The following is a 19869-nucleotide window of genomic DNA, read 5'->3' as shown; positions in this document are numbered from 1 at the left end:
GAAGAAAGGATCTGGCTATGCACAGATCCTCTAAAATAATCATGATGTTATACGCTTATCAGGATCAAATCACAATCATATAATTGGCAACAAAAAGCAATATCGCCAACAACCACACCGGACATTTGAACTGTTTAAAAGCAATGAATCCCACTACGACTAACACGATATCAAACCAGGATTTTATCCCGCTTGTCATAATTGGCGTCACAAATGCACTTGCTAACAAACCTACTACTGATGCATTCACTAATGTAATTGAGTGCTTTAAACGCTGATGAGCAAATAGTGCTTTCCATGCTGGAACAAATGCAAACAATAGCAGTGCCCCCGGTAAGAAAACGGCTATGGTTGCAATAAGACTACCCACAACAGGATGCAATGAATCAATTGATGCACCAAGATAGCTTGCCATGGTAAACATCGGTCCAGGTACAAGCTGGGCAGAAGCATAAGCATTGATAAACGTTGACTCGCTGACCAACCCTTCCATCATTGGTTGTAATAACGGAAGTACCACATGACCACCACCGAATACAAAACTGCCCGCTTGGTAGAATATGTTAAACAGATTCAAGCCTTGGCTATAGCTTGCGATTAATGGCAGTACAACTAATAGGATAATAAATGTACTCAATATTCCCATGTGCGGTTTAATGCTAACGGCTTGCTGTGTTTTTGTTGGCTCGACATTTTTGTATGAAAGACCATAACCAATCGCAGCAGCAATACAAATTGGTAAGATTTGCCCTAGTAGGCCTGTGCTGAAATATACCCAGATTGCCGTTATAAAAGCGATCGTAATGGTCAGTGCTGAAGTAAGATTCTTCTTAGCCATTCCCCATAATGCGTCAGCCACTACAATCACAGCCAATAGTTTGGCTGCTAAAATTAAACTTTCAACAACAGAGTTTTGCGTCACGCTACTGCTTGCAATGGCAAGTGCCGTAAGCAGCGCAAATGATGGTAAGGTAAAACCAATAAAAGCGGCAACAGCACCAAGGTACCCCGCTTTTTTAAAGCCAATATACATGCCTAATTGGCTACTTGCAGGCCCAGGCAAAAACTGACACAAAGCAACAGCATGGTTGAAATCATCATCGCTGATCCATTTCTTCTCTTGTACAAATGCACGTTGAAAAAAACCGATATGAGCAGCAGGTCCACCGAAACTATATAGGCCTAAAAGTAAAAAAGTCGTGAAAACGGTTAACATGGGTTCCTCCATAAACTATCGCGTTATCATAGCGTTAACCTCTTCATTATTAAAATCGTTTAAAATGATGTTATTTATTGTTTTTACTAATAGTTATATTGATGTTTAGTAGGTAAACAACAATAATGCCTTGGTTATATATCCTGATTTTATTTAATGTGACACTGTCACTTGGGTTTGTGAATGCTTGATAATCTACAGCAAATGGTCATCTTGGCAGCGGTTGGCCATGAACAGAATTTTACTCGTGCAGCCGAGCGTTTAGGCATTTCTAAATCGCAAGTAAGTAAGCAAATAAAGTGCTTAGAGGATCGACTCGGTTGTCAGTTAGTACAGCGCAGTACCCGTACCGTAGTGCTTACAGAAATTGGGCTTCAATATGCTGATTATGGTCAACAACTTATTGATACCGTAAGTGAAGCCGAAGCGATGGTTGCAGGGTATCGTAATGAAATCACAGGTGTTTTACGTATTGGTATTGCACAATCATTCGGTAATATTCATATCACCTCAGCGCTTGCTGAATTCCAAAAACAAAATCCTAATTTAGAGCTTGAGATCAGCTTGTTTGATCATCGCCCTAACCTATTAGAAGAAGGTTTTGATTGTTGGATCGCGATTCATGAGCATCCACCGGAAGGCATGGTGGCAAGAAAACTGGCCAAATGTGAATTTGTTGTGGTTGCCTCTCCTGACTATATTGAGCAGCACGGTATGCCTGAATCACCAAGTGATTTGCGTCAGCATAATTGCATTACTTACCAAAGTCGGGAACGTAAATACGTTAATTGGGAATTCTGCCGAGATGGGATCAAACAATCGATTCGTGTCAGTGGTAATTACCGTATTGATAATGCACCTGCTGTGTTAGATGCAGCCATGAGTGGTTTGGGGATAGCTTATCTATCAACCTATTTACTCACCGATGAAATTCAATCTAATAAACTTGTAACTCTACTACCTGAATGGAAAACAACAGTAGATTTGCCAATTTATGCTGTCTATCCACGTCGTAAGTACCTAGCACCTAAAGTACGATGTTTTATCGACTTTATGGCTGAAAGAATGGCTCTTCCGCCTTATAAGAACAGCAACCCTATTCTTTTTAATCAATAGTGTACTGTTGTTGGAATAGTCAAATAAGGTGTATATATCAAAATAAGTTAGCTCAATATACTAGACTTGATAATAAAGCCTGTATATTGAGTCTGCTATGTGGTTAATTCCTCGATATTTTAAGCGTTCCTTCTCCTGTAATAGCTACCTTGCCAGTATCCTTTTACTGTTCGTTCTATTTAACTCAAAAACATGTTTTGCCATTCATAGCTTTAGCCAAACACATCCTATCTCTCATCCTTTGATGACAAAGCTTGATCATTTTCCAGAGCAAGCAATGTTAGTGGAATTTCCAACCCACTATGACGTAATTTACTTTGAAAATAACAGCAGCCAATTAACGGCAAGAATTAAAAGTATTCTCGATGAACTCGGCTACTTATTAGAGACTTACAAAGAAACATTTATTGTTATTACTTTGCATACAACAGGCGATTTAGCACATCAACGTTTATATGGCGTTGCTGATTACATTGCTATGCAATTTGATATTGAAGAAGAAAGGATACAATTGCTTCAAACCAGTGAGGAAGAAACGGCTCACTATAAACAATACGAACAAAACTGGATAAATAGCACCGAACTGATCATGCCACAAACGATTATCGTGACTTATGATCCGGAATTAGGCATGTACTAAAAAGAAACGGCACACTCGGTGCCGTTTGATTTAATATTACGATAGCTGTTGTTTTTTCAACGCTGGCAATGCATACATCTGTTTCAAAATGTCATTCACGCCTTCATTGTGATTTTCAAACTTCTTGTTAAACAGCGACTTTTCATCTTCTGTCACCAGATCAGAATCCATACCTGCAGCAATGTAATTTGCTGGGAATAAATGGTAATTCTGAGTAATTTGACGATCGATTTCTAATGCTAATTCTTCTGGGGTTTCTGGAGCATGGGTGATCACATCACCAAAGCTAATATGAATATGGCGTTTTTCACCAACGATGCCTTGAACGATACTTTCAATATCTTCAAATTCACCTTTCTCATAACTGCCCGTTGTTGCCTTCTGATGTAATTCTTCAGCTTTAGCCACGTCACAAGGATCGTTTTCGTAAGAAATCGCTACAGGCACAATGTTTAAACCACTCATAAAGTCTTCAAATGATTGTTTACGTTTTCGACCTTCCATATAAAACATTTTTAAAATTGCAGGATCAGTTTTATCGTTGCCATCTTTAGCACGACCTTCTTTCTGTGCAATCCAAATGTTATTGCCTGTTTCTAGCGAGTGTGAAATATAGCTTGATAGCAAACCTAACGACTTCATTAACTCACGCGGGCCTTTAGCCGAACGTTTCACAATAAAGCTCTTGTTTAAGCGCATAAGCTCTGTCGCACAAGGTTTCTTTAAAAGGTTATCACCAATTGCAATTCTTACTGTGCCCATTTTCTCTTGATATAGACACCAGTTAACCATCGCAGGATCCATTGCAATATCACGGTGATTAGAAACAAATAAGTAAGCTTTGCTTGGATCAAGCTTATCAAGACCAGTATAAGTTACACCATCACATGAATGTTCAATCGTGCCATTCATGTATTTAGCCACTTGGTCTTGCACGTCTTTAACCGTTTTAATGCCAGACCATTTCTTGACAAGAAAACGCTTAATTAAAGGAATAAGTAACCATCCAAACATGCCCGATGCATGAGGGAATCGGTATTTTAAAATGGCATTGATAAAATCTTTATCATCAATGAGGCGTTGAATCGCACCACTAACTTCATCGTCGTTATATGGGCGGATTTCTTTATAAATATCGTTATCTACTTGCACAGTCATGCTTCATCTTGAAAAAACTGGTTTATTTTACTTATAAAAAAACATTAGCCAAACAACCAGTGTCAATAACCGTGATGGTTGGAGGTCATACCTCATTATTTAGGCGAATTTTTAAACGCTTATTCGGCATTTTGCCCTAATTTGATCACATGTTGAATGTTATCTACAGTATTTAGTTATTACATTCCCCTCTGAGTTGACGCTATCAGAAAAAAAAACGAAGATGTGCAGGCTTATGTGTTAGAGAGTCACTATGAAACAAGCTATTGAGTTTTCAAACAACGAACATCCTTTTCTTTTTGTTGGTTCACGTCGTAAAAGCCATTGTTCTTACTTCATTATTGTAACTGACGGCAGTGTGCTGATCCGTTTAGGTAAACATGAACACATGGTCACTAAAGGCCATGGCTTTTGGGTGCCATTTGACTGTTTGCACGCTATTACTGTGCTTCCAGGTACTCAATATTACAAAGTGGCGTTTTCCGTTCGAATGACACAACCATTGTGTACTGATGCAGGCTTTTTTGTTGTTTCTCCTTTGATCAGAGCGGTTCTTGATGAGCTATCAAAAACACCTGTAGAAAAACATCAATGGGAAGGTGCTGAAGGTAGATTATTACGTGTCATTGCAGATCAAACAGCAAACCTATCGGTATCGACCCAATCGCTATGCCCTGCAATTAATAAGCAATATCACAATTCATTAGCCTTAATGCTATCAGGTAACAAGATCACTGAAAAAGCGACCATCAGTAGCCTTGAAGCAGTCATGAATATGACGGTTAAAGAGTGCGAGGCCTGCATTATGATGCGTGAAGTACTGAAGCTGAGTCGTTCAGGTCGTAAATTGCCACAAATTGCAGCTCAGCTAAATACAACCGAGCAAATGATTGAAGCCTTATCACTGCCTATTCTGGGTGAAAGCTTAAAGTAACCGATTTAAATACGCAGCCTGTTCGCATATTCAGTAAACAGGTGAAGAAAAGAAGAATAAGTAAAACGCCCACAACGGGCGTTTTTTATTACTTGGAAAAGGCTAATTAATAGGAAAATGCAATTGCATCGACACACCATCTTCAACATGGCTATTGTTGTGCCAACGATAATCAAACCTCACCCTCGGCGTATGCCCTTTTGGATCACCAAATCCTAAACTCATTTGTAAGCCATGATTTAAGATCCAACTTTCAGCCCCAGCTACATTTGAAAAGTCTTCTTCATCATATTGCTCCGGCATCCAAAAGCCTAAACCATAAAATGTCGAGGCACTGTGATCCATTAAAACGGGAGAATCGGCAAAGTCATCATTCCAATGTAACCAAAACTTACTGCCATAGTTACTTTGATCTAATTTCCAAAGTGATGAATTATCCTTAGCTTCTATCTTCTTAAGATCATGGTCATATGAAGCTATAGAGCACATCGCACCATAATTCTTATTAAAGAGGCTATTGGCAGACCCTTCTATATAAGAATCATTACAATTGAACGCCAACACTGACGAAGAAAAAATAAACGAAAAGCTACATATAATTGATAACGGGATTGTTTTAAGCACGCTGACATAACCCCTGCAACTTAAAATTGAAAACGCCCATCTGTCATCAGCAACTTACAAACACTTGGAGTAGTAAGTTCAGAGACATTTTCTCCCTTAGCCAACTTGTCACGAATTAAGGTACTTCTGATCGGTGACGTTTCAGGACAAGCTAATACCTGCCAACGGCTAAGTATTTCTTTTGACATGTAAAACTTACTAAAGTTCAAGAAATTATCAGGACCAACCACAAAAGTAATTTGATATTCAGGGTAGCGCTTTTCTAACTCTTGAAGAACCGCGAAAGTCGTTACCGCTTCATCGTCAATGGCAATCTCTTGCTCTAAGGTTGATAGTTCCAAATTGCTCTGCGAAATATCATTAATAAACGCAGAAACGAGCTGACAACGGAGTGAATAATCCAGCATCGCTTTACCCCAAGCATGGCTATAACTTGGTAATAAAAGAACTTTGTCATAATGCGCTAAGCGTTCTAACACAGAGCGATGCCCTAAACTTGGCGGATTAAATGCGCTACCAAAGACGGCGAGTGTTTGTTTCATCCATCAGACCTATCAAACTGTTTTTTCGCAAAGATTTTCTAATGATGTAACTATTATTTAAGCATTTCCAAGAAAATTGCTGACTAATTTTAGTTAAATCTATCTTTAGCATTGATCATAGTTAAGAGTTATCGCATGATTTTGAAAAAGGTGTAATGGTTTAACTCTCATTTCTCCATTATACCGTTTCAAATGATTAATATTTGGGCTAACGCCCTTAAGGATTCATATACCATGGAACAGCTTATCCGCACTGAAATGCGTGTGTTACCTGAAATTGACGTTGATTTTGAAATCCAACGCCGTGTGGCATTTATTCAGAAAAAACTTAAACAATCAGGCTGTAAATCTCTTGTGCTAGGCATTAGTGGTGGCGTGGATTCAACAACCTGTGGTCGCCTTGCTCAATTAGCTATTGATGGTTTAAACGCAGAAACCAATACTAATGATTACCAATTTATCGCTGTACGCCTACCATACGGCGAGCAACAGGATGAAGATGAAGCCCAGCTAGCATTACGCTTCATTAAGCCTAGCCACTCGGTTAGCGTGAATATTAAAGATGGTGTTGATGGTACACATGCAAGTACCCTTTTTGCTATTGAAGGTACCGGCCTTATCCCTGCTGATGAAGCAAAGGTTGATTTCGTTAAAGGTAATGTAAAAGCACGAACTCGTATGATAGCTCAATACGAAATCGCAGGGCTTGTTGGTGGTTTAGTTTTAGGTACAGATCATTCAGCTGAAAACATTACTGGCTTCTACACCAAATTTGGTGATGGCGCTTGCGATCTTGCTCCTTTATTTGGCTTAAATAAACGCCAAGTACGTAAGATTGCTGCAAAGCTAGGTGCACCTGAGCAGTTAGTATTCAAAGTACCGACAGCTGATTTAGAAGAACTAGCACCACAAAAAGCAGATGAAGATGCACTTCAAGTTTCTTACGATCAAATCGATGATTTCCTTGAAGGCAAGCCTGTTGAAGATTTCGTACGTGATCGTTTAGTGTCTATCTACAAAGTCACTCAACACAAACGTCAGCCAATCCCTACTATTTACGACGAAGAATAATCTTCTTCATGTCTGCTGCGAGTTATTATCGCGGCAACAAAAAAGCCTTTGGTTTAGTCTACCTAAACACAAAGGCTTTCTTTTATCAGTTATCTAACCAAGAATTAATAGCAATTAACACAGTCTTTTGTATGTATTAGTAAGTCTAATTCTTGCCAGATCTCATCGCATAAACCAGGACGGTATACCGCATGTTTAAACGCTTCATGCTCAGCTTGATACATTAAATAATGACGACGTGAACTATTACTACTTGAACGTACATTCGCTAATCGATCGCAAGCTTTGACAATCAATGCTAAGCGAGCAGCATCTTCAGCAGGATTAAGCGAGAATAAACGTTGGTTGATCTCTAATTTGCGCTTCGCTCTATCTTCTAACTTAACATCTGTTACGTAATTCACTGCATCAGCAATGGTGTAACCAAATACATCAGCTAATTCGTCAAATGTTGTTTCTGTGTCTTCAATAACATCATGAAGTTGGGCAACAATCATCGCATCGGTACCGTAAGGGCTTGCTAGCTCTGCTACCGCGTCTAGATGAATGTAGTATGGGTAATCTCCATATTTTTGTTCACCATGGCGTTCCTTCGCAAATGCTTGTGCCTTTAAATAACGGTCATTCATATCATTACCCCAAAATGTAACTACTAATTTATCTTTTATAATAAAAATTAATAATTGAACAGCCTTTTATTTGGAATGCTAGAATTCAGATATAAAAAAAGAGCCGCTAAGCTCTTCTTTTAATTACTCTTCTTCATCACTGAAAGATTCACCCGCCGCCTGACGACGTTTAGCATCTTCTTCACGAATTTGGTTAGCTACGATCATGATAGCTTCACCACTACTAATACCTTGAGCCATCAACTCATGAATACGCTCTGCCGCTTTTTGCTGTTCTTCGTGAGTGAGCGTTGGGGTGTGATTGTACATAACTTTCTTCTTCTTGATGAACGAGGCATTATTTTAGAGTGATTAATCAATAATGTCACTGATTATCAATCCAGCTAAACGCCAATCAAACTTGATTAAAATTAGCCAGGATGACCATCTACTCGAGGCTGTGTAAGGATTGGATAATAAACAATAGCAAAAATTGCAAACGCTAATGCCCATAAGCAAGCTGATAACACATAACCATCAATAGTTATACTTGGAAGCACTAGGATCAACACTACTCTAGCTAACAGAGATGCAAATAAAGCAATAAAAGAAATTGGCATCAACATATTAACTTTAAGCTTTCTACCAGTATGACCAAGCGACACTCGTGAGATCATCGATAAAATCATACCTCCAATACCGCCAATAGCCATTATATGTATAGCAATAGATACACTGATGTAATTGCTAACATAACTCACGCCTAATGCAAATAAACCTATGATTAGCGATAAATATGCCAAATGTAATGTCCACAGCAATGGATTTGATAAGGTTGACAACGTACGCCAGCGACTAAAACGCACAAAGTTAGTTAACGCTGTAATGATTGCAAGTACACCTATCCAATTAGCAGGTATCAGATTTGATGGTATCAGTGTCGCGAATAACAACAACCAAATAGGAATTAGAGCTGCATATTCAATCACTTTAACTCGTGTAATTTGTTCTGTTTGAGTACCACGCCAAGTAAAGAATGGAATAACTCGACCACCAACGACCAATGTAATTAAACTAACAACAAGAACAATAGGTAACGTCAGTGTACTGATCGCTGTACTGAGCATTCCTAGAGCGACTAAATGAAACTTCACGTTCATCATGCCAAACAATGCAAGTACAGGTATAAAAAACAGATTACGCCATTGTTTTACCTTCACAATGGGTATAGCAAGATAGTACATCGCAAGGAAAATCCAAGCAGTATCTATCACCAACCAGACGATGCTCAATGGTGCAAACATTAAACCTAAGCGCGCAATTAACCATAAACTGAACACAAGCAATAATCGTGTACCTTTAATACCAGTCTGCCCTGTCCAGTTTTGAACTGCCGTTAAAAGAAAACCAATAATAATTGCACCTGAAAAGCCAAATAGCATTTCATGGCTATGCCACCAAATTGGATTAGCATACATAACGCCAGCGAGCTGTGACTGACCAGACCAAAACAGTGCCCAAATGAGCATTGCAAATACAGAAAATGTGCTAGCACCGAGAAAGAAAGGTCTAAATCCTAAACGTAAAATAGCAGGTATTTTGTCTTCTTTAGTCTTATCTACAATTTGCATTTGTTTGTCCCAACCTTAAAGATGTATTAATTATACATGTTTAAGGTTATAAAAAAACCACCGATTACAGTGGTTTTTCTAATTCACTCACATCATCATCCTAAATAGTCGATGGGACGCGTAATGCTTTGAACATCGAGGATAGACAATTCACCCTGCCATCGACTCTGAATTAACCCCACATCAAGCCAATAACGACCTTCAGGGATATGTAATTTAGGAAGCTTCGTTGGTAAATGCGTATCCACCTCTTCACTCCATAATGGTCGCCAATCTGTATCATTCAAATCATACATCTTGACCGACAATATCGGTGATGGGCAGGTAGTATTAAGCTCTTTTACCTGATCAATACGCCATGAGTTACTATCTTTCCAGCCAAGGGTTTGTTTAGCTGGAGGCTCATTTAGCACCACCCATTTATTCCAAACTGGTTTACCTTTAGCCACAATAGATAACTTATAAAGCCCAGCTTCAACCTTATGATCGAGCTTATTAGCTTCTACCGTAAAATAACCGCCATCATCAATAACAGGAGCTTCATCAATCAATGAATAATTGGGGTATTTTGTAAACGTGATTTGTTCAATTTTTACTCGAGTCAAACCAACTATTGATAGCTTTAATATTTGCTGATTCAGGTTTTGAACAACAGCACGCTCAATGGATAGCTTAGATAACCAAGTGGGTAAAACTGTTTTATCTAAGCTGTGACCACAATCTTCAGAGATCGCAAGATCGAGTAAATTATTTAGATTAGTCTGTTGATCAACACTTGGCGACTGCTGCCAAGCTTCAACGATGGCTTCAAAAGCTTGATCGGTTCTGTTCTCCAACAAGTACTTATGCGCTTCAGTAAAAGTACTTTGGTTGATGAACCAGTCAGCATTGGCACTCGCTGTAAAAAACAGTGAGTGCGCAATGCCCAAACCACATAAGAAAGACGTTATTTTTCTCATTTTAACGCCAATTCTTATGGCTTCATGCGATAGCCAACACCACGTAATGTTTCGATATCAATACCTGGTAGTTTTTGACGTAGCTGAAGAATATGCGTATCAACTGTACGAGTTGTTGGGTAATGGTTATAACCCCACACTTGATCAAGTAATTCGTCACGAGTAAATACACGACCTGCATTTTTAGATAAGAATACAAGTAATTCGAATTCTGTACGCGTCAGAGTAATATTTTCATCACCAAATAACACTTCGCGGCTTTCTTGGTTAATGATGATATCACCAACTTTAATGATGTTTGCTGCTGCAGTATCTTCATCATCACCACGAAGATGAACACGTACACGGGCTAATAGCTCTTCTTCAGCGAAAGGCTTCGTTAAGTAATCTTTTGCACCTGAATCGAGACCAACGACTTTATCGTTGATTGATACCATTGCTGTTAACAAGATCACAGGTAGGTGCTTTTTCTTAAGCCATGCACCTAGGTAATTTAATGAGTCACCTTCTGGAAGTTGGCGATCAAGTACTACAAGATCGGCTTCTTTCCATAAAGCATCAACTTTACTTGCACAATCTGCATATAAGCAATTGTATCCAGCTTGCTTCAAGCAATCGAGTAAACCATCAGCAAGGTTGCGGTCATCTTCAACCAGTAGCAGAGTTTGATTCACACGGTATCTCCAATATAAACGTTGTTGGTGGGCCAGAGAGCTTCAATGTCCCTCCCATTCTATTAATCATCGATTCTACAATCGTTAAACCTAGACCTAAACCTTTCTCAGTAACGAAAGGTTTTCTCAAGCGAGACCAATCTTTGGCCGTTAAAGGACCTTGATCTTGCACGATAATCTTAAGCTTTCCGTCTTTGTATGATGACGTTAATGTAACTGGTGCTACACCGTATTTATGGGCATTTGATAGTAAATTATTTAAACACGTTGTTAGCCAATAAACATTAATATGAACACTTCGATCTTCAGAAAGATGCAAAGTAACATCATATTCTTCTGCAAGGTAAGTTAGCCATTCATTTAATGACTCCACTTCTTGCGTACTTAGTTGTTGCTGGTTAGCTTGCAAATAATCTTTACTTGCTTCTGCTAATTGTCTTAGACGTCTTGAATCGTCAGTTAAACGTCTAAATTCATCATATAAGCCTTCTGGCAGCTCATCAAAATGACGTCTAAAACCTTCAACCGTCATTGATAAACTTGCAATCGGCGTTCTTAACTCATGGGTCAAAATCTGCAGAACGAGCATACGTTCTTGCATATCACGACGGCGGATACGGAAGCGGTAAATCCCCCATCCTATAAGTACTAATGCATTACTTACTAATAAGCTAATCAGTAAATAATACGTTAAGTGCGATTTATTCTCTTCGCGCCAACAAATATTGCCATTTTTTGCTAAACAGAAATCATTACGACTAAAGCGCTTTAAATGTAACCCATGTTGTTCAAGCACTTTTAACCATGTCGCCTGATTATAAATATTATATTCATTACCGTTTCTTACCCATAATTCACCATTAGAGATGAAGTACTGTGAGCCCGAAATTAACACTTTGATCTCATCACTACTCATACGCTGTAAACGACCAAGTAGTGTTGAACTAGACGCCATTGCACGTTCTTTAATATGTAAGAATTTCTTTAGCTCAGATACCTTATCAGGGTGTTTTTCCAAATAACGTATAGCATAACTACCGCCACCGGGATGAATATAGCCTGAACGTCTAAACCAAGCATTTGGTAAATTTGTTTTATTACAGATAGCGCGAGTGAAGACGACGGGTTGTGTCACTAAGGGACTAAACGGCCATGGGCCTTTACATGTTAGCGAATTTTGATAGAGCTGACGTAATGCCGGTAATGGATATTTATTTGTTTGAGGCAATAAACTTGATGGATATAACAAAGCTGATGGATATTCACTTTGAAATTTCCGAAAGTCATACGTCTTAACCGGTGTACTTTCCAATAACTCTGAACGCACAGCTGCAAGGCGCTCAGGTAAAGAAGGTCCTTCTGCATGACTAGCTGCAGAGAATGCTAGTGTAAATAAAAGTACATACGTTTTCATTTGGCCAGTTTAACATTGTTTTTATGAGATTTGTCAATGTATTGTCATGTAAAACTATGCATTCAATACAATCAAATGCAATCATTATCATAAACTTAGCGTAAAGAATATAAATACAACAAAAAAAGCCACTCAAATGAGTGGCTTTGTCTTAGCGGAGATTATTTGTTATAGATGCTCTAAAATCTTCAAACAAGTATCTTTTGCATCACCAAACAGCATATGACTGTTTTCTTTGAAGAATAATGGATTCTGAACACCAGCATAACCTGTATTCATCGAACGCTTAAAGACAACTACCTCTTTCGCATTCCAAACTTCAAGTACTGGCATACCTGCGATAGGACTATTTGGATCTTCCATTGCTGCCGGGTTAACTGTATCGTTCGCACCGATAACAAGAACAACATCTGTTTCTGGGAAATCATCGTTGATTTCATCCATTTCCAATACCACGTCATACGGTACTTTGGCTTCAGCAAGTAATACGTTCATGTGACCAGGTAGACGACCCGCTACAGGGTGAATACCAAAGCGAACATCAACGCCTTTTGCACGAAGTTTTTCCGTGATTTCATGCACTGGGTACTGAGCTTGCGCTACTGCCATACCGTATCCCGGAGTGATAATCACAGAACGTGCATCTTTCAACATTTCTGCCACTTCTTCAGCGAAGATTTCACGGTGTTCACCGTACTCAACATCTGAAGAAACAGATATTTCTTGACCAAAACCACCGGCAATAACACTCACAAATGAACGGTTCATCGCCTTACACATGATGTAAGACAGGATCGCACCAGAAGAACCTACAAGTGCACCTGTTACGATTAACAGATCGTTTGCTAACATGAAACCTGCTGCCGCTGCTGCCCAACCAGAGTATGAGTTCAGCATTGACACAACCACTGGCATATCTGCACCACCGATTGAAGCAACAAGGTGATAACCAAATGCAAAAGCAATCAGTGTCATCACAATCAATGCAAACATGCTACCGTCAGCTTTCACGAAATAAATCATTAGCAGAGTAGAAATAACCACTGCAGCTAGGTTCATTTTGTGTTTGTGAGGTAGGTTTAACGGTGAAGATGAAATAATGCCACGTAGTTTACCGAATGCGACGATTGAACCAGTAAAAGTTACCGCACCGATAAACACACCTAGGAACACCTCTACCATATGGATAACGTGTTCAGTGTGAGCAAACTCGCCAGAGTATACAGGCGGTTCAAGATAGCTGTTATAGCCAACTAGAACTGCCGCCATACCTACAAAGCTGTGTAGAATTGCGACTAACTCTGGCATTTCTGTCATTTCTACGCGTTTGGCGTAGTAGATACCGATAGCACCACCAATGACCATTGCCAAGATAATCCAAGTAAAACCTTGAGAATATGGGCCAAAGATAGTGGCGATGAGCGCAATGCTCATACCTGCGATACCAAAATAGTTACCTGATTTTGCTGACGTTTGTTTTGATAAACCAGCAAGGCTCAGGATGAAAAAAAGTGCAGCAACAATATATGCCGCTTGTGCTAATCCTGCAGACATTCTTTGCTACTCCTATTAATCTTTACGGAACATTTCAAGCATGCGTTTGGTAACCGTAAAGCCACCGAAGATATTAATGCTTGCAATGAGAACAGCAATAAAGGCGAGGAAAGAAACCACCCCATTACCTTGACCAATTTGAAGTAGCGCACCCACAACGATAATGCCTGAGATCGCATTCGTAACTGACATTAATGGTGTGTGCAATGCATGTGTAACGTTCCAAACGACGTAGTAACCAACGACGCAAGCAAGAACGAATACCGTAAAGTGTGAAAGGAACGCAGGTGGAGCAACAGAAGCTACCCAACCAAAAGCACCTAAACCAACCACTAAACCTACTAATTTCTTAACTGGTGACGTTGGTTCTTCAACTTTCTCAGCGACAGGTGCTTCTTCTACTTTCGCTTGAGGCTGTGCCGATACCTGAATTGGTGGTGCAGGCCACGTTACTTCACCGTCTTTAATAACAGTAACACCACGTAGAACGACATCTTCGAAATCAATATCAATATTACCGTCTTTCTCTTTGCAAAGTAGTTTCAGTAAGTTAACAAGGTTTGTACCGTAAAGTTGAGATGATTGTGTTGGAAGACGACCAACCATGTCCGTGTAACCGATAACCTTCACACCGTTTGGTGTCGTTACCACTTTATCCGCTTCAGTGTAGGCACAGTTACCGCCGTTAGCTGCAGCTAGATCGACAATAACACTACCCGCTTTCATTGAATCGACCATCTCTTTGGTGATTAATTTCGGAGCAGGACGACCAGGAATAAGTGCGGTTGTGATAATGATATCAACATCTTTCGCTTGCTCTGCGTATAAACGCTCAGCAGCTTTGTTGAACTCATCAGACATTTCTTTTGCGTAGCCATCACCCGTTGAAGTGTCTTCTTTGTAATCCACTTCTAGGAATTCAGCACCCATTGATTCAACTTGCTCTTTTACTTCAGGACGAACGTCAAAAGAGCGAACAATTGCGCCAAGGCTACCAGCAGCACCGATAGCAGCAAGACCTGCTACACCCGCACCTGCCACTAAAACTTTCGCCGGTGGCACTTTACCAGCAGCAGTAATTTGACCGGTAAAGAAACGACCAAATTCATGCGCCGCTTCAACCACTGCACGGTAACCTGCAATATTTGCCATTGAGCTTAATGCATCTAGCGCCTGTGCACGTGAGATACGCGGCACAGAATCCATCGCCATTACGTTGATATTTTTTGAAGAAAGTTTTTCTAACAACTCTGGATTTTGTGCTGGCCAAATGAAGCTAACTAGGCTTGCGCCATCTTTAATAAGATCGAACTCATCAACACCATTTTCAGGGTTAACCTGAGGAGCGTTAACTTTAAGAATAAGATCTGATTGCCAAACTTCATCAGTAGAAACAACCTTTGCGCCCGCTTCTTCGTAAGCTGAATCATCAAAGCTTGCTAAGCGTCCGGCTCCTTGCTCAACGACAACGCTGAACCCCATTTTCAATAGCTGCTCTACCGTTTTAGGTGTTGCAGCCACTCGCGTTTCATGCGCGAGCACTTCTCTTGGTACACCAATCTGCATTATTATTCCCTGAACATTGGCTATAACATAATCATTTTGTATCCAACCCAAACGGCAATATCAAGCCTTTTGTAGTAAAAATACAAAAATCCCCACATCTATTAGTCAAAAATCGCACATTCGTAATTATTTAACTGAAATTAAAATACATTTTTGAGTATATATTCTATTTTTATCAGTTTTTAATGTGATGCAGTATCTTCTTTAATGCTTGCTTTTAGCTGTTAAAACATTAATGACTCGTTATACCCAATAAGCCACAAAATAATCGTGCAACCTATTGTTAAAAAACACCTAGCCGGGTTTTAAATCCATATAACTGACAAATCTAACTTTAACTTATTCACAAAAAGCATAACTATGCTGTGCGATATCCATCTTATGGTTAAAGAAGATACTGACATACCACCTTAATTGCAATGAAATTTGTTGAATATTACTACAATTTTCAATCAAACATTTTTTCGCCCATCTGATTGATAAACATTTCAGATTTTTTGATCATGAATGTTTCAGCATCATGACGAGAACTTAACAAGTCGGAGCGAATAAAGTGATGTGTCTTCAACTCTCCGTTGATCTCTTTGCAAATGCGCCCAGCAATCCTAAATTGTCCACCTTCTTGTTTAGGCTCTGGATAAATTAAGTAATCATTATAATGACTTGGCTCGACCTGTTCTGTTTGTGACTCTGATTTTTTTGAACCAAATAGCTTTGAAAAAAAGCCCATTTTTTTATTCTCCTAGTCAGCAATGAGTGACTATGTGTTTAATCAATACAGCAAAGAATTCTTTTATCTAGAAGTTAAAAAAATTCATTATTTTTGTAAGGTTATAGCGGAAATTAGTGCAAAAAAAAAGCCGACATTGATGTCGGCTTTTAAAGTTTCAATACAAAATATTATCGGTATAGGCCGATATCTTTCTGTAAATGTACTGGTAAATCTTCAATACTGTAAGCAACCGTCTTTTTTGATCGGTTAAATACAAGATCATACAGGTGTGCAATCAATCCTTTGATTGTAACGTCATAACTTCTCTTATCCTGAGCTGTAAGTGGAGATGCAGCGTCGATGTCGAAAGTATGTGCCATGATTGCCCCTAAAAATGCGTTGTTAAATCAGAAACTAGGAATAGTTTAATATAAGTATTACTTGGCTTTTAAATGACAATATTTCGAGATTGGGATTAGTTTTTCTTATGTGTTAATGCTTGATTAAACAGGATTTTTCAAATTAAGCACATTGCGCTACTAAGAACGATTACATTAATTTGCATGCGATATATTATTTCAAATTCAACGAGCTTCTATGTTTCAATAGGATTAGTGATAACAATAAGTTAACAAAGGATTTTTAACTTATGCTTTCTTTTATTAATAAACATTCTGCACCATTACTGATGGTAGCTGGCATTATTGGTTTTATTTTCCCTAATGTGAGTAAAACCCTCTTCCCTGCACTGCCCTTTATCTTGTTTTTACTCATGCTGTTTACACTACTCGGGATCAAACAAGAACAGCTTATCAAACAGTTAATGCGAGGATCTGTGTGGAGCTATGCTTGTCTTCATAGCATTGGTTTAACCCTGATTGCCATGAGTATCTTATGGCTACTCAATTCTCCCTCTTCGCTATTCATTGCAGTTACCGCCGTGACCGCAACAGGAACACTGTTTACAACACCTGCGATTGCTAAAACCCTTGGCTATGATGTTTTACATGCGATGGCACTCACCATTGCTTCGACATTAATGATGCCATTAGTGTTATTTATCAATTTAACGCTGCTACAAAACGATACAGTCAAGCTTGATCTGGTTGAATATATCCAGCGTTTAGTGATTTTCATTATTGGCCCAATGGCTATCTCTTCATTTTGCTATAACACCATTAAGCGCGAGAAATTAGCTTATATTCACGGTCAACTATCGAAATTCACGGTATTACTGATCTTTGCTTTTCCGCTAGGATTGGTAGCACCATTAAGAGAGATGTTTGATCGATCATTTTATAACGGACTGTATTATCTCATCCTAGGCATGTTGCTTTGCGTCGTATTTTTCACCATCACTTTCCTCTGCTATTACCGCTATAACAAAACTAACGCCACACTGTTTGCCATTACTGCAACTAATCGAAATGTGCTTTTAACTTACACCATAGCTAGCGGCTATTTAGGAACTGAATATCTTGCGTTAATGGCTGCAATTCAAATACCCACTTATGCATTACCAGTGATCGTAAAAGCCAGAGCGAAACTTAAGTCACATCAATCACCAAACGTAAAATACAAAAAAGCCGAATAACCTATTCATCATGAATGCGCTATTCGGCTTTTGCTATTTGTAGCAACAAATGTTGAGCGAGTTACGCTACGTCTTCATTGCCTGTACACGGAAAATAAATCGTATTGTTATTAACAGGAGCATCAAATGATTTCTTTTGCTTAGCGAAATCTTCAAACGCATCAGCCATGGTCACGTTAATAGGTTTAGGCTCTTTCACGTAATCTAATAACGGTGCATAGCCCTCTTTACCTGTTGCGGTATAACCAGAAGAAACAGAGGTATAGACTTTCTCATCTTCCACTGGAATCCAGACACCATCTTTTAAATGCTCTAAAGTTTCGATGCGTGTCCCTTTTACCGAGCAACAACGATAAGTAAAACGCAGATCTGCAACATAAGGGAAACTACCATCACCTGTGCCATCAACACCATTGCTGATTGCGTTATCGATAGCGCCTTCTAATGCTTGACGAATACGCTTACCTTTCACGCTATAAATCATAATGCCGATAGCAAAAGGCAGTAATTTACCAGCAATATCCGCAGGAGTGATCACACCAGGGTTTAGCGAGCATCTTACGCCACCAGCATTATGAATACCGAAATCAACATCATAGCCAAGCTGGCGTGCTTTCCAGACAAAGCTTTCCACTACCCAAGGGGCTATTTGGCTAGGCCCTCTGCCATCAGGAATACGAATATGACGTAATGGCTCATTAATCACTGCGACTTCTTCCGTTTGCAGCGCACGAACAGCAGGACGGTAATGCTCGTTTAGTATGTTCTCAATGATAGGATCTTTGACCACAAAGCGAATGTTATCTTGCTTGCTTAAGAAATCACGAACAATGTCATGTTCTTCACTTTCAAGATGTTCCGTACGCCCTGCATCAACGGTAAATTGACGACCAAGTAAAAGCTGGTTAGCACCAAATGCTTGTTCAACTTTACCGTCTTGTGCAAATTCAAGTGTAACGTGACCCACCGCTAATGCATTACAACCCGCTTGCACAACACAAGTGTTATTTACCATGTGAGCGTATTGGTCGGTTTTACCGTAGCCAATATTTGTAAAGTCACCTTGCATGGTATGAGTATGACCACCGATGATCGCACCAATACCATCCACTTCTTGTGCTAATTCAATGTCATGCTCATAGCCAAGGTGACTCAGCACAACAATTTTATTAATACCTTGCTGGTTTAAATACTGAACCGTATTTCGTGCAACTGTCGTTACATTCATAAAGTGAGTATCAGGATCAGGGTTCGCAATCCCTGCCATATTTTCAATCGCTAAACCAAAAATAGCGATCGGCTCACCGTGCACATCTTTAGTAATGTATTTTGCGGTTTGTGTTTGATTATCGTAGGCAAATACATTCGCTTTATCACGAAGAGGATTGGGTTTGGTTTGATCTTCTTGGGATAAATCCCAGTTACCAGCAAGCAAAGGGAAATGCGTCTGATCAAGGAAATCAGCAACGCTATTATTACCCATATCTAACTCATGATTACCCAATGCCATTGCTTCAACGCCAATCGCATTCAGTAAAACTGCATTAGCTACGCCCTTATACAACGAGAAATACAGCGTACCTTGGAAACAGTCACCAGCATGTAAAAACATAAATTCACGCTGATTTAAGAAAGCCTCTGATTTGAGTTCATTTACCGCAGACGAAATACGAGAAAAACCACCACAACTTGCATAAACAGCAGTATCTGTATTCAGAACATGTTGAGGCAGGTTGAGTGATATAGAAGATGGTTCAAAATTCGAATGCGTATCATTGATATGAGCAAATGTGATCTTTGCTTTTTTATTATTCTTCGTCATAAAAAATTATGTCTCTCCCTGAAAGACTCACACT

General features: G+C 39.3%; 19 protein-coding genes. 5 read left to right on the top strand and 14 right to left on the bottom strand.

Translation table 11 applies throughout. From position 1 onward, the window contains the following. Positions 1-64 precede the first annotated feature (64 nt). Positions 65-1216, bottom strand: a complete 1152-nt coding sequence (gene chrA, locus Q7657_RS04500; RefSeq protein WP_107165772.1) for a chromate efflux transporter — start codon at positions 1214-1216, stop codon at positions 65-67. Positions 1217-1399: 183 nt separating this feature from the next. On the opposite strand from chrA, the gene Q7657_RS04495 reads away from it, so the two are divergent. Further along, positions 1400-2332, top strand: a complete 933-nt coding sequence (locus Q7657_RS04495) for a LysR family transcriptional regulator (RefSeq protein WP_107165771.1) — start codon at positions 1400-1402, stop codon at positions 2330-2332. 97 nt (positions 2333-2429) lie between these two features. Then, positions 2430-2972, top strand: coding sequence for an OmpA family protein (locus Q7657_RS04490; protein ID WP_237458809.1), 543 nt, complete (start codon positions 2430-2432; stop codon positions 2970-2972). Between the two features lie 36 nt (positions 2973-3008). Here Q7657_RS04490 and Q7657_RS04485 read toward each other — a convergent pair whose 3' ends face one another. Further along, the gene (locus Q7657_RS04485) at positions 3009-4124 is read right to left on the bottom strand and encodes a 1-acyl-sn-glycerol-3-phosphate acyltransferase (protein ID WP_053989442.1); all 1116 of its coding nucleotides are present in this window, start codon (positions 4122-4124) and stop codon (positions 3009-3011) included. Positions 4125-4383: 259 nt separating this feature from the next. On the opposite strand from Q7657_RS04485, the gene Q7657_RS04480 reads away from it, so the two are divergent. After that, complete coding sequence (locus Q7657_RS04480) at positions 4384-5064, top strand: AraC family ligand binding domain-containing protein (RefSeq protein WP_053989058.1); 681 nt, start codon at positions 4384-4386, stop codon at positions 5062-5064. A 102-nt stretch (positions 5065-5166) separates the two neighbouring features. Here Q7657_RS04480 and Q7657_RS04475 read toward each other — a convergent pair whose 3' ends face one another. Both Q7657_RS04475 and Q7657_RS04470 read right to left on the bottom strand, forming a co-directional pair. Further along, entirely contained in the window at positions 5167-5688 is a 522-nt protein-coding gene (locus Q7657_RS04475; RefSeq protein ID WP_258178239.1) for a hypothetical protein, read from the bottom strand. 20 nt (positions 5689-5708) lie between these two features. Further along, positions 5709-6230: a nicotinate-nicotinamide nucleotide adenylyltransferase gene (locus Q7657_RS04470; protein WP_107165769.1), complete on the bottom strand. Its 522-nt coding sequence runs from the start codon at positions 6228-6230 to the stop codon at positions 5709-5711. Between the two features lie 234 nt (positions 6231-6464). On the opposite strand from Q7657_RS04470, the gene nadE reads away from it, so the two are divergent. After that, a complete protein-coding gene (nadE, locus tag Q7657_RS04465; RefSeq protein ID WP_107165768.1) occupies positions 6465-7301 on the top strand; it encodes an NAD(+) synthase in 837 nt (278 codons plus the stop codon). Positions 7302-7405: 104 nt separating this feature from the next. On the opposite strand, the gene Q7657_RS04460 is transcribed toward nadE, so the two are convergent. The 9 genes from Q7657_RS04460 to Q7657_RS04420 form a co-directional block, all read right to left on the bottom strand. Then, positions 7406-7930 carry an HD domain-containing protein gene (locus Q7657_RS04460; protein WP_107165767.1) on the bottom strand — a complete coding sequence of 175 codons (525 nt, stop codon included), beginning with the start codon at positions 7928-7930 and terminating at the stop codon, positions 7406-7408. Positions 7931-8053: 123 nt separating this feature from the next. Next, positions 8054-8239, bottom strand: a complete 186-nt coding sequence (locus tag Q7657_RS04455) for a YoaH family protein (RefSeq protein WP_008989304.1) — start codon at positions 8237-8239, stop codon at positions 8054-8056. A 101-nt stretch (positions 8240-8340) separates the two neighbouring features. Then, positions 8341-9540 carry an NnrS family protein gene (locus Q7657_RS04450; protein ID WP_053989054.1) on the bottom strand — a complete coding sequence of 400 codons (1200 nt, stop codon included), beginning with the start codon at positions 9538-9540 and terminating at the stop codon, positions 8341-8343. A gap of 95 nt (positions 9541-9635) precedes the next feature. After that, positions 9636-10499, bottom strand: coding sequence for a DUF2861 family protein (locus tag Q7657_RS04445; protein WP_498826128.1), 864 nt, complete (start codon positions 10497-10499; stop codon positions 9636-9638). Positions 10500-10513: 14 nt separating this feature from the next. Next, complete coding sequence (locus Q7657_RS04440) at positions 10514-11173, bottom strand: response regulator transcription factor (protein WP_053989052.1); 660 nt, start codon at positions 11171-11173, stop codon at positions 10514-10516. Then, on the bottom strand, positions 11148-12587 hold the full coding sequence (gene vxrA / locus Q7657_RS04435) for a sensor histidine kinase VxrA (protein ID WP_107165765.1): 1440 nt from the start codon (positions 12585-12587) through the stop codon (positions 11148-11150). Before vxrA ends, Q7657_RS04440 begins: the two co-directional genes overlap by 26 nt. 168 nt (positions 12588-12755) lie before the next feature. Then, positions 12756-14141, bottom strand: a complete 1386-nt coding sequence (gene pntB, locus Q7657_RS04430; RefSeq protein ID WP_107165764.1) for a Re/Si-specific NAD(P)(+) transhydrogenase subunit beta — start codon at positions 14139-14141, stop codon at positions 12756-12758. 15 nt (positions 14142-14156) lie between these two features. Beyond that, positions 14157-15707: a Re/Si-specific NAD(P)(+) transhydrogenase subunit alpha gene (gene pntA / locus Q7657_RS04425; protein WP_053989049.1), complete on the bottom strand. Its 1551-nt coding sequence runs from the start codon at positions 15705-15707 to the stop codon at positions 14157-14159. A gap of 448 nt (positions 15708-16155) precedes the next feature. Then, positions 16156-16437 carry an HlyU family transcriptional regulator gene (locus tag Q7657_RS04420; RefSeq protein WP_107165763.1) on the bottom strand — a complete coding sequence of 94 codons (282 nt, stop codon included), beginning with the start codon at positions 16435-16437 and terminating at the stop codon, positions 16156-16158. Between the two features lie 631 nt (positions 16438-17068). Here Q7657_RS04420 and Q7657_RS04415 point away from each other — a divergent pair. Then, entirely contained in the window at positions 17069-18013 is a 945-nt protein-coding gene (locus tag Q7657_RS04415; RefSeq protein ID WP_107165762.1) for a hypothetical protein, read from the top strand. A 61-nt stretch (positions 18014-18074) separates the two neighbouring features. On the opposite strand, the gene Q7657_RS04410 is transcribed toward Q7657_RS04415, so the two are convergent. Beyond that, a complete protein-coding gene (locus Q7657_RS04410) occupies positions 18075-19835 on the bottom strand; it encodes a bifunctional metallophosphatase/5'-nucleotidase (RefSeq protein WP_107165761.1) in 1761 nt (586 codons plus the stop codon). Between the last annotated feature and the right edge of the window lie 34 nt (positions 19836-19869).

The organism is Candidatus Photobacterium acropomis (assembly GCF_030685555.1).
Classification (GTDB): Bacteria; Pseudomonadota; Gammaproteobacteria; order Enterobacterales; family Vibrionaceae; genus Photobacterium; species Photobacterium lucens.
The sequence above is the reverse complement of the archived record's forward strand: the minus strand, read 5'-3'. Positions and strand labels throughout refer to the sequence as shown.